At 36.0% G+C, this 11,759-nt stretch carries 8 protein-coding genes and 1 tRNA gene; 1 reads left to right on the top strand and 8 read right to left on the bottom strand.

The window, feature by feature from the left end; translation table 11 throughout:
* Positions 1-174 precede the first annotated feature (174 nt).
* The 6 genes from ABJF52_RS14955 to ABJF52_RS14930 form a co-directional block, all read right to left on the bottom strand.
* On the bottom strand, positions 175-1,257 hold the full coding sequence (locus ABJF52_RS14955) for a mechanosensitive ion channel domain-containing protein (protein ID WP_348151946.1): 1,083 nt from the start codon (positions 1,255-1,257) through the stop codon (positions 175-177).
* Positions 1,258-1,284: 27 nt separating this feature from the next.
* Positions 1,285-2,499: a Pycsar system effector family protein gene (locus tag ABJF52_RS14950; protein WP_348151944.1), complete on the bottom strand. Its 1,215-nt coding sequence runs from the start codon at positions 2,497-2,499 to the stop codon at positions 1,285-1,287.
* A 37-nt stretch (positions 2,500-2,536) separates the two neighbouring features.
* Complete coding sequence (locus ABJF52_RS14945) at positions 2,537-6,250, bottom strand: ShlB/FhaC/HecB family hemolysin secretion/activation protein (protein WP_348151942.1); 3,714 nt, start codon at positions 6,248-6,250, stop codon at positions 2,537-2,539.
* An 86-nt stretch (positions 6,251-6,336) separates the two neighbouring features.
* Positions 6,337-7,020 carry a head GIN domain-containing protein gene (locus ABJF52_RS14940; protein ID WP_348151939.1) on the bottom strand — a complete coding sequence of 228 codons (684 nt, stop codon included), beginning with the start codon at positions 7,018-7,020 and terminating at the stop codon, positions 6,337-6,339.
* A 413-nt stretch (positions 7,021-7,433) separates the two neighbouring features.
* A tRNA-Asp gene (locus ABJF52_RS14935) sits at positions 7,434-7,507 on the bottom strand.
* 142 nt (positions 7,508-7,649) lie between these two features.
* Entirely contained in the window at positions 7,650-8,297 is a 648-nt protein-coding gene (locus tag ABJF52_RS14930; protein ID WP_348151937.1) for a DUF1080 domain-containing protein, read from the bottom strand.
* A gap of 228 nt (positions 8,298-8,525) precedes the next feature.
* Here ABJF52_RS14930 and ABJF52_RS14925 point away from each other — a divergent pair, with 228 nt between their 5' ends.
* The gene (locus tag ABJF52_RS14925) at positions 8,526-9,704 is read left to right on the top strand and encodes an aldose epimerase family protein (RefSeq protein ID WP_348151935.1); all 1,179 of its coding nucleotides are present in this window, start codon (positions 8,526-8,528) and stop codon (positions 9,702-9,704) included.
* Here the strand turns inward: ABJF52_RS14925 and ABJF52_RS14920 are convergent, their stop codons facing one another.
* Both ABJF52_RS14920 and ABJF52_RS14915 read right to left on the bottom strand, forming a co-directional pair.
* Entirely contained in the window at positions 9,705-10,778 is a 1,074-nt protein-coding gene (locus ABJF52_RS14920; RefSeq protein ID WP_348151933.1) for an aminoglycoside phosphotransferase family protein, read from the bottom strand.
* Positions 10,779-10,780: 2 nt separating this feature from the next.
* Positions 10,781-11,665, bottom strand: coding sequence for a sugar phosphate nucleotidyltransferase (locus tag ABJF52_RS14915; protein WP_348151930.1), 885 nt, complete (start codon positions 11,663-11,665; stop codon positions 10,781-10,783).
* Positions 11,666-11,759: the final 94 nt, after the last annotated feature.

Genomic DNA, 11,759 nt, shown 5'->3' with positions numbered 1-11,759 from the left:
AGGCTTGCATAGTGAGAAGAACGGTATTCGTTATTTTTATAATATGTGGGACACTTCTGAAGATTCTCAACACGTATATTGGTTAACTAAAGAAGACAAATTTGCTGAAATTTCAGATCAAATTAATGAGTTAATGATTCAGCCTCCCAAAAGATAAGATTCTAAAATAAACATTTAAAAATCTTTCTTTTGCTCATTGTTTTTTCCAGATTCACTGTTCTTTACTAGCAAACGTGTATGTGCAATGCTTTGTGGATATTCTTTTTGTAAGAAACCTAATAATTGTTCTCTAACATGTACTCTTAAATCCCAAGCAGTAGAAGAATCCTTGGAGCTCATCAAAGCCCTTAGTTCTACATAATCAGCTTTTGAATCTGTTACTTGTATATTATTTACTTCGCCATCCCATAGGTCTGTGTTTTTAAGTATACGTGTCAATTCGTTACGTAGAACATCAATAGGCACTTGATAATCGGTATACATAAATACAGTGCCAAGTAAGTCCGCTGAGGTCTTAGTCCAATTCTGAAAAGGTTGCTCTATAAAATAGGTGGTCGGTACAATCAACCGTCGTTTATCCCAAATTTTTACAACCACATAAGTAAGTGTAATTTCTTCTATTCTTCCCCACTCACCTTCAACAATGACTACATCGTCTAATTTTATTGGTTGTGCAACAGCAATTTGAATTCCCGCGAGAAAGGTTGCAATCATTTTCTGTGCGGAAAAACCAATAATAATTCCTGCGACTCCTGCTGAAGCAAAAATACTAACACCTATTTCACGAATTTCTTCAAAACTTATTAATGCAACACCTACAGCTAAAAAAATGATTACAAAGATTATAATTCTTTCTAAAATGTTAAACTGAGTGGTGACTTGGCGTGCCTTAAGGTTATCAGCGGCATCAATATCATATTTTCGTAAAACATGATGCTTGATAATTTTTATAAGATTTAAAATTAACCAAGTGGTTGCAAAAATGAAGAGTAACGTACTTACTTTTTTAAACCAATACGGTTCATCAGAAAAACCCAATAATGTTCGTAATGCCGGAATGCGAATTAAAAGTGATAGAAGCATAACCAAAATGGGGTCGCTAATTCGACGTACTGCATTTATAGGTATCAGATATTTAGGGTTTTTTCCAATTCTCTTCAATACCCACTGCAACAGTAAATAAAACATTAGAATTGCTAGTATACTCCCCAAAACATAAAAAAGGGATGCATTAGAACCAGAGAAAAATTCGTTCATAGTGTTATTTTTTTGCAGATTCAACATTTAGGGATTTTGGGGTACTACGTTTTCTAAAACCCGTTCAGGGCCAAAATAGTGAAATCCAACTCCAAATGCGATGACCGAAAGAATTATTCCAATCATAAATACGGTGTACGTCCATCTTAAAATTCTATATTTCCGTTCTAAAACGACACCTAAATAATATAAGTCTTTGGTTAACGAACTATAGATGTAGTCCTTGTCTTTTATCATAGTTGAAATGGCTTCTTCATAATTTTCCAATTTCATTTTATGGAAATTTCCGAAGAATAAAAGGTTCACTTTTTTCTGTTTAACATCTTCTTTGGTAAAGGTGCCGCTCGTTACATTTGGTCTGGTAGCACTTATGGATAGTATCATTGAAATAATACTAAAAAGAATAAAAATCAAGGTTGGGATAATCAGATAGTCATTCGAGGGGTTATCTAATTTCGGAATCAAATTCGATAATGCCAACGAGATAATAATGGCATTAACCGATAACAGAATATTCGATTTGGTATCGGCAATATCGCTGAGTTTAATGTGGTTTCTAAGGGTTGTACGGTATAAGGTTTGTACGCCCCTGTCAGGAATTTCACCTTTATATTTAGCTTTCAATTTTTCCTTTTTGATAAGCCTTCTTTCTTTCTTTTTGTCTTTCGCTAGTCGCTTTAAATTTTTATCCTTTTCCTCTTGCCAGTTTTCCTTTGCGTAATCCGTATAAAACCGATGTTCTGTTCGAAACATTTCTATATTCAAGGTACGCCATTCGCTTGCTGTATGACTTGCGCTACCGGTATTTTGTAATTCCACTCGTAACATTTCGGAGATCGAACGGAAGTCTTTTTTAGCCAGATGACCAGAGTCCGCATCACGAATGATTTTTTCCAGTTCATTCTTAGGGGAGTGATTTCTTTTGGTTGCTAGAATAATTGTACAAACGTCTTCTATATTCGTAGTTAAAAGAGTTTCGTCTTCAAGAAATTTTCGCGCATATTCACAGCTTTTTTCTTCGTGATTTTCTGCACCATGTATGTATCCAGTATCATGAAACCATGCAGCCAACAATACGTTTTTTTGTTGGATTTCGGGAATTTCTATGGCTTCCAAAATCTCCTGGACATTGGCCACGACTCGTTGGGTATGCCTTAGGTTATGGAACAAATATTCCGAAGGGAGTTTTTTGGAAAGTAAGTCGGTAACCCTTTGTTCTGCTCTCTCTAGTATTAGTATCATATCTATAGTCTTTTATGGGTTAATAATTAAATGGCTTCTAAAACCCAAATCCAAATCCGAATTGGAAGAGGTTGCCTTCAACAGAATTAAAATATCCTAAGTTGAACGCTAAATAGTTTCCAGCGCTCGCCCATAATCCGATTCCTTGGGAAGTATGCCAGTTTTTGGAATCTTCACTCGGTTGCCATACCCGACCATAGTCAAAGCCTCCATATGCTCCGACCGTTACTGGTGCAAGTGCAGTTACATACCGTTTAAGTCGAACCCTTATATCGGAGGAATGGTAGAAGTATGATTTACCTACAAACCGTTCATCCCGAAAACCTCTTAATCCATTATTTCCACCAATGGATGGTGCATGGTAAAAAAAGTAATCATTCCCGAAATTGGTTTTATATTCGGCTTTTGTGCTGAGAACTAAATTTCCTGAGGGAATCAATTTATGAATAATCTCGGTTCGGAATTTAAAATATCCAAAGCTATTATTGTTTAAAGTTGTATTGGTTTTATAGCCAGCAGTTAATCCAAAATACAATCCTTTGGTTGGAAAATCATCGGCATTATCATTATAGTAATATGCTGATGTCTCTGCGCCTACATAGTTTTGCTGTTCAAAAATTGGAGTGCCAAAGTTCGACTTACTAAAGAAACGGTCTCCCATTTCTTCCACTTGAAAAGATTCATAAAGAGCTTTGAGACGTAGCGTGTGATATGCCACGCCTGCCTGTAATTTTAGTTGTTCTGTTCGGGCTCGATAGAAATCTCTGGATAGAAGGTCTTGCTCATTGATACTTTCATTTCCATATCCAAAAAAGTTCTGAGCATAGCGCTGCGTAGAATAATACCCGTCAACTTCAAAATTCCATTTCGGTATAATGTTGGCGAAAATACCGTTATAATTAAGCTCCGTTGCTTGAAAATTAAAAAAATATTTAGCCGCCAACGTATGCTTCTGGCGAAATGGATTCCCATTTAGACCATTTTTTATATATGTATTTTTAACACCTATTGAAAAACCATCATCGGTCCTAAAATCAAAATTAGGAACTAAAATATTTCGATTGGGTTTAAAATAGCGCCAATGAAAGGTATTTGTAGTATAGACGTCGGTTAATTGTTTTGCTGGATTTTTACCTTCAAACTCGCTTTCTTCTTGTTTCCAGTCATAAACTTTTAAAGCCTTACGGTTTTTAATGTCAAAGTCATCTTTACCGTATCCGCCAATTAGCCGAACGAATATTTTTGTTTTTCCATTACCTTCAACAATAAAATTATCATTATCGCCTAAGCCATAAATCCATAACTCTTTAGTGTGGGCTGCGCTAAACGTCCGCTCGTAAATTTTTTCATTTTTTTTATCGGACAATAACCTTCTAATTACGACTTTAGTTCTTTCGTCTTCTTGCCGGACTACTTTGATTTCATCATCCTTTTCGGAGGCATATAGAGCAATTCGTTTATCGAGATAGGCTCCGTATTCCTTAGCATAAACATGTAAGTTTTTTAACCTTTGTTTTAGACTGTATTTTATGTAGTTGGCGGTACTGTCCTGTACCTCTTTCGGTAAGCGTAAAAAAGCTTTATCAATTTGTTCTACGGATAAATTGTCTTGAATGTATTTAGCCTCTTGTACCCAGCCGTCTGCATCGTATTTAGTAAGCAAAGCCTTATCTAATCGGCTGCCATTGTAATTGAGCCATTTTGTGTTTTTTATGGTCGGTCCATAGGATTGCCATTGTCTGGTAATTGGTATAAACCATTGAATAATATCAACAGCAGCCCCGTCAAATCTAGGAAAGGCATTATCCCTATCTCGAGGTACGGGCATAAATTCCTTTTCTCCATCTGGAGTTTCGTATTCCGCCCAGCGCCATTGATCTTGATGACGGTCCCAATCTCCAAGTAGCATATCAAAAACGCGGGCGCGAACGTAACTCTGTTGATCTACAGAATACGATTCATCACTCTTAATTTTCTCAAGCATGTCGGTAGTACTTTCGAATTCAGTTATTTTTCCTTTTTCATCAATTGTTCTTCGATAGCCTTTAAAATTCAGTTGCTCATCCGATGGTCGCTGTTCGATAAAATATAATTCATTGCCGAATTCGTCATTCAGTCTTTTTAATTCTGATTGTTTAGGGATATAAAAAAGTTGCGTATTTGCGTGATTGACATCAACCGCCTTAGCCATGGGGTTAATAATTAATTGCATATACGGATGGGCAGTCGTAAAAAAATCGGAAATCAATTTTTCGGGAAGAGTTCCCATATAATCATCTTCGGTATAGGCCACTCCGCGTACGCTGAATTTCAAATATTTTAGGGGGTCTTTTCGTAATGAACGCATGGCAAATTCTCGCTGATTTTGATCTTCCAATCGAATAGAATACGATTGGTGTCCCCCGCCTTTCTTCGTAAATTTTAGCCCGCCGTGTAAGGTGTCCAAGTAGGCTATCGGAGCAGTGACAGCTGTATGAAAATAATCTCGATAGCGTTCTCCCCAAAGGAATTTAAAAAATTTGCTGCGTTTCATTTTTTTTTCCGCTCCATAAACGGAATCTATTACTGAATTTGAGGAAACCTTCTTATAAGACTCTTTAAATGATTTTTCGGAAAATTCAGGTAATACTTGAATGGGCTCAAATATTTTGTCCGCAGTGATAAAGGAAACCTGTGAAGAACCGTCTTCAAAATAATCCAATTGCGCAAAACCATGTTCACCATAGGTGAAATGTCCTTTGAAAGGCAATCTTCCACCAACAGTATTAATACTACTTGTTGTTCGCTTAGTAGTTGCTTTGCTACCCAGCGAACCACTTATAATCTGATGGATATCGCCACCAGATAGATATTGCAGACTTTCCTCATGACCGGAAACGATGGTAACACGGTCAGAAGCTTTAGCCAATGAACTCACCAAAATGCGTAAATAGTTATAACGCCTTGAATGTAGGTTTTCGGGTGAAAACGCTCCCAAATCGTTAATCCCGTTTATGAGCGTACCAAGAACAGGTACGGGAGTCATATGGTTTCCAAAGCTTTTGTGCCCTGCTTTTTCCCCATTACTAAATGTTGGGTGGTGCATGGCAATCACGAGGTTTTTGCCTTGAGCATCATTAATGTAACCTTCCAACTCTTCAGCAAATCGTCTTCGAGTTACAATATCGGTACATTTTTTATTGATACCCTTAACACGCGACCAGTTTGATATAAACCATTGTGAGTCTACGAACAATATATCGAGGGAATCGTTAATAGTTTTGTATTCTAAGGGGCAACCATTTTTAGGTAGTACGTAGTCATCTTGAGTTTCAACCTCATCTAAATATTCTTCCACTCGTTGAATGGAATCAATATGTCGGCTCTTCCATTCATTGTTTCCAGGTAAAAAAGTCACTGAGCCATTAAAACCTTCGGTTAAAGCCAATTGTCTGTCGATTAACTCTTGGTTACTTTGCCAAGAATTCTTTTTACTTGAAATATTATCACCCAAAAATAAAAGTGTGCTGTTGGTATTGGCATTTTGCAATCGACTTTTTAAAATATGGGTTATTTTTTTGTTTGATTTTTCGTCTTCGTTACCTAAACCGCTAGCCAGAAATATTGTGTGCGATTTTTTCTTCGGAGAAGACGTAGTTACCAAAGTTTGGTCAAACTGCAGCTTATGAGTAGCACATCCTGTCAATAGTGAAGTAAAAAGTATTACCGCAATACCAGACCAGATATTGTTATGTGATTTGTGTTTTATCAAAATTTAAGTTGGATTAATTATTGGAACAAAAAAAGGGATAGGGTATGACCCCATCCCCTTTTCAATATTGTTTGGTTTCTCGTTTATTATCTCATAATAATTGAACCACCTAGCGTTTTATCTTCTTTTACAGTTTCAGGGTTTCCATAGATTTCAATAGTTCCACCTGCGGTAACATTGGCAGCTACAAATTCTTCGGTTGTAACAGTTGCATTACCACCTGCGAAAATTGTGATATCAGTTTGATTCGATTGTAAATCTTTAGCGTCGTATTGACCGCCACTACGAATATTCACATCTTGATTTTCTGCGTTCCCTGATAATTTTATAACTCCACCGGAAACTGCTTTGCTATCCAAATTTCTGGTATTCACTTCTGTTTGAATTTCGCCACCTTCTTGAGAGCGTAGCGTCAAATACTTAGCCTCAAGTTCATCGGAAGAAGTAATCTTTGCACCTTCATTGGCATCTACCAATTGTAAATCTTCAGTGTGATAGAGGGTTACGGTGGTTTCGTTTCCATCCATAAAATTATCTAATTCCATTCGAATTTTCAATCGGCCATCATTGTTTACAATTTTGACCTCATCGTTATCGTCTCCAGTAATACTTGCCCAGTTTTTATCACTCTTTACCAAATTGACATTTATTTGGTCAAAAGCTTTCAACTCGTCAAAATTATCAAGATTCATAGTAATGTCTTTTTCCTGTGCCATCAAAGGCGTAGTCATTAAAATTGTGGCTATCAGCGCCATTCCTATTTGTTTCATATAATTATATTTTTTAGGATTCCCACTATTAATTATTTACGAACTTCTACTTATGGGGAATCTGGTTCTATTTATATTTTAATACAAAAATACTTGACAAGTGAGGGGCTGATTATCGTAATACGTTTTTTTACTGACGCAAATGAATTATGAATTCCATAAACTTAGCGGACTGCTTATGGACAATTGAGAGCTTTCTACGGTCTGGACGGCCCCGACGCTTCGGGGGAACCCGCTCCAATTTTGTGTTTGTGTTGAATATAATTATCTAAACGAAAAAAGCCCCCAATTTCTTGAGAGCTTTCTGCGCTCTGGACGGCCCCGACGCTTCGGGGGAACCCGCTTTGATTCTGTTTTAATTTTTAAGAAATAGTATAAACGAAAAAAGCCCCCAATTTCTTGAGAGCTTTCTGCGGTCTGGACGGGACTCGAACCCGCGACCCCCTGCGTGACAGGCAGGTATTCTAACCAACTGAACTACCAGACCAATGATTTTATCTGCCTAAGGCTGACTTTGACAACAGTCAAATTCAAATCTTGTTCAAATGCTTTTTTGCAAAGCGTGTGCAAATATACGGTGCTTATTCAATTGCGCAAACAATTTTCTTTAAAATAAACTAAAATATTTTTTATTGGTCTTTTAGGGGTTTCACCATTATGTCTTTATAGTAGATAATACTCTTGGGGTCGTGGCCTTGTAGCGCAAATGTTCCACTACTTAGTACGCGATATATACCGTTTCCTTCTCGAAGTGGATTTTCAGGTTCGGTATAGTCAACAACGACAACATCATTAATTTTAACGATAATACGATTTCCTTCCACCTTAATATATTCCGTATACCATTCATCATCTTTCGCATAGTTTTCTTTAATGTCGACAATGTTGTACAAGCTGCCAGTTCGTTTCCAATCGCTTTGAGAGTTGTTAACCTGTACTTCATAGCCATGCAAGGGCCAGCTTCCTTCTTGATATTTTGTGTGGATATATATTCCAGAATTGGATCCTGGTTTGGTCATTACAGAGGCTTTAAATTCAAAGTTTTTAAAGTTGTGATTCTTTATATCGCCAGTATAGTATAAGTGAGCTACCGGACCTGCAACTTTTATAGTGCCATCAACAATAGAAAAGGTTTCTGAATTTTCACCTACTTGCCATCCATCAAAATTTTTGCCGTTAAATAAAGAAATCCACCCATCAGCCTCCTGAGCAAAACTTATATTTAGAATTAAACAGGAAACTAAAATCGAAAAATGTGTTTTAATATTTAATATCATTTGGCTAGCTTTAAATAATTATAACAAAGTATAAAAATTCCAGTCATCAAACAATTATGTTGAATTTTAAATTAGATGAGATTTGGTATTTAAATTGTTCTTATTTTTAATGATTCCCCTTTAGTTTAATTAAGAGCTTCAACAAAGTTATTTATACAACATGATTCAAGTTTTGTTGTAATTAGCTTTTTAAAAAGCAAATGCACCTAAAAAACATTATTTATTAAAATGAAAAAATCTGTTTCTATACTTTTAATAATCTTATCCATCTGTTCTTGTAAGGAGGATAAAAAAACAACAACTATGCCCGAAAACGATGATACTTTAATTGTTAAAAGTTTACATAATTTGAACCCATCTGATTTTAAAAAAGAAATTGATGGTAAGAAAACCAAGTTTTATGCGCTAACAAATGCTAACGGGTTAGAGGTTACTTTTACAAATTATGGTCAGCGACTAATTACACTTTACGCACCAGATAAAAATGGAGAATTTGCAGACATTGTTTTGGGTCCGGATAAATTAGAAGGTTTTATGGAACCAGGCGGAGCATTTTTTGGAGCTACCATTGGTCGTTATGGTAATAGAATAGCTAAAGGTCAATTTGAATTAGAAGGTAAAAAGTATTCTCTAGTTGGAAATAATAATGGCAATCATTTACATGGGGGTACAAAAGGTTTTAATGCATTTGTTTGGGATGTGGATTCATATTCGGATAATGCTATTGTATTTTCAAGAACATCTCCCGATATGGAAATGGGTTACCCAGGCAATTTAAAAGTAATTGTTAGCTATGAGTTAACGGATGATAATGAACTTAAAATAGATTATAGTGCAACTACTGATAAAACTACAATAGTAAATCTTACGCATCATTCGTTTTTTAATTTGGCTGGGGAATCTTCTGGGAATGTTAATGAGCACATTATGATGATAAATGCAGATGCTTTTACCCCTGTAGATGAGGGTTTGATACCTACAGGTGAGATTAGAAAGGTAGAGAATACTGCTTTTGATTTTAGAACCCCAAAACCTATTGGACAAGATATTGATGTCGATACTAATCAGCTAAATTATGGTAAGGGGTATGATCATAATTATGTTTTAAATAAGGAGCCCTTAGATAGTGAAGGCAATATTTTGGCAGCTAAAGTTTTAGAGCCGGAAAGTGGTAGAACTTTAGAAGTTTATACCAATGAGCCGGGAGTTCAATTTTATTCTGGCAACTTTTTAAACGGCACTTATATTGGGAAGTCTAAAAAAGCTTATGAGGCTAGAGGAAGCTTTTGTTTAGAAACACAACACTTTCCAGATTCGCCAAATAATTCAGATTTTCCTAGTACAGTACTGGAGCCAGGTGAAAAATATCATTCTACCTGTATATATAAATTTGGAGTTGCAAAATAATTAAGCTCTAAGCTTATTTGTAGTTACTTCTTTCATGAAATCAAAATTTGTTAAAGCCTTTTGAGTAAAATCGAAAAGACTTCTGCCACGATCTAAATTTTGATTTTCATACGCTACCTTGTAATAAATGTTATTGTTAAGGTAGTCTGTAAGTGCTCTCAATCCATGTAAAAAAGGAAGTAAAATTGCCCCATAGGGTAGTGCTTCTATTTCGTTTTCAGAAAGAAACCTACCATTTGAAGCAATGCCGCTTACAAATGCCTCAAATAAAGGTTTTTTGAAGGTAATTTTTTCATGTTGCTGTTCGTCTTCGGGAGCTGTGTTGACTATTGTACGTACCGCATCACCAAAATCGAAATGAAAATGCCCCTTCATAATTGTGTCCAAATCTATTAAACAAAGTGCTTTGCTGGCTTCTTTGGAAAATAAAATGTTATTGAGTTTGGTGTCGTTATGGCATATTCGAATTGGTAATTGGGACTGATTCATAACGGTAAGTTTCGCTAATGTTTCAACTGCGAATTCAATATCTTTTGCAGCAATCTCTTTTTTCTGAGTATCGGCATTTCGCAAAGCTTCTTCAAATTCACCTTTACGTAAATCCAAATCGTGGAATCTAGGAATAGTGTCAACATAATCGTCAACCGCTACAGTATTTAGTAGTAAATGAAATTTACCTATAATTCTTCCCGCTTCAAAAGCAATTTCAGGGTCTTCAGTTGTATTGTGAGCAGTACTTTGGTCTATGTAGGTCATTAACCTCCAATAGGCTTTATCACCTTCGCTGGTTTCAAAAAAGCTCTTGCCACTATGAGTTTTTACCAAAGTAATTTTGTGGTAATCATTGTCTTCAAGATTTTCTAAGGCTTTGTGAACATTGTTCATGAGTCCATAGATATTTTTAAAGACCAAATGGTTTACCCTTTGAAGTATGTATAGTGGGGTGTCATTTTCTAATACTAAAAAAGTATCGTTAATATAACCATCGGTCAAAGGTTTAAAAACGTAATCTTTTTTGGCTATAATAAAGTTAGCCAAAAGGCTAGTTAATATGTCGTCTGTAAATTTGCTCATTATTAGGGCCAAAGTGGAGCAATATACTTACCGGCATCAGTTTTTCCCTGTAGGCTTTTAACAGCAACTTCGCGGTCGCTAGCATAAGTAACACCAAACCATTCTCCACCAGAAGGCACAACTTTTACTTCTATTTCACCTGCTTGCAACATTTCTTGAATTGTTTTGGGAATATACAATTCACTAGTTCTAGCAAGCTTGTCGTCATCTAGAAAAGCTCTAAAATCACTTTCAATTTTTTCAAATATCGACGGTTTACACACCCAGAAGTTCATGCTTACATGCTCTTCTCCAGTGTAAGTGTTTCCAGAGTCTTCATCATGAACTTCACCATCTTTTGGTACTAATTTTAATCGCTCATCAACTGAAACTAGATTATCACCTTCAACTTGGCAAACTCCTCTGGAAACAGAACCATGTTCCGAAAGAGTATCCTTTAAAGTGTACCCAACAAGTGCATAAGCATTGTCGTCGTAATGGTCTCTCATGAAATTAGCTGCATTTTCATAAGCCGGTTGCCCGTAAAAATCATCAGCATTTAATACTACGAAAGGACCATCAATTACGTTTCTTGCCGTCCAAACTGCATGGGCAGTACCCCAAGGTTTTGGTCGGTCACCATCAAAAACACATCCATGTGGCAAATCTGTTACTTCTTGTGCAAGAACATTAAGCTCAATATTCTCCGGTAGTCTGGTACTTAAATGCTCTTCAACAAAATCAACATGTTCTTTTTTTGTAATTACCACAATTTGTTCGAAACCATTTTTAATAGCATCATAAATACCAAATTCCATTAAGAATTCGCCATTAGGGCCAAGATCATCGAATTGTTTTAGTTTTCCATATCGGCTACCGCTACCGGCAGCCATTAAAAGTAAGGTCATCTCTGTGTTTTTATGAATTGTAAAAATAATATATTGAAGACAATTTGTAAGGTATAATTGGGAGTTTGATTTTAAAAATTCTACTTTTTTTTAA

The organism is Aurantibacter sp. (assembly GCF_039941195.1).
Classification (GTDB): domain Bacteria; phylum Bacteroidota; class Bacteroidia; order Flavobacteriales; family Flavobacteriaceae; genus Aurantibacter_A.
Note: the sequence above shows the minus strand (reverse complement) of the source record. Positions and strands in the feature narration are given on the sequence as shown.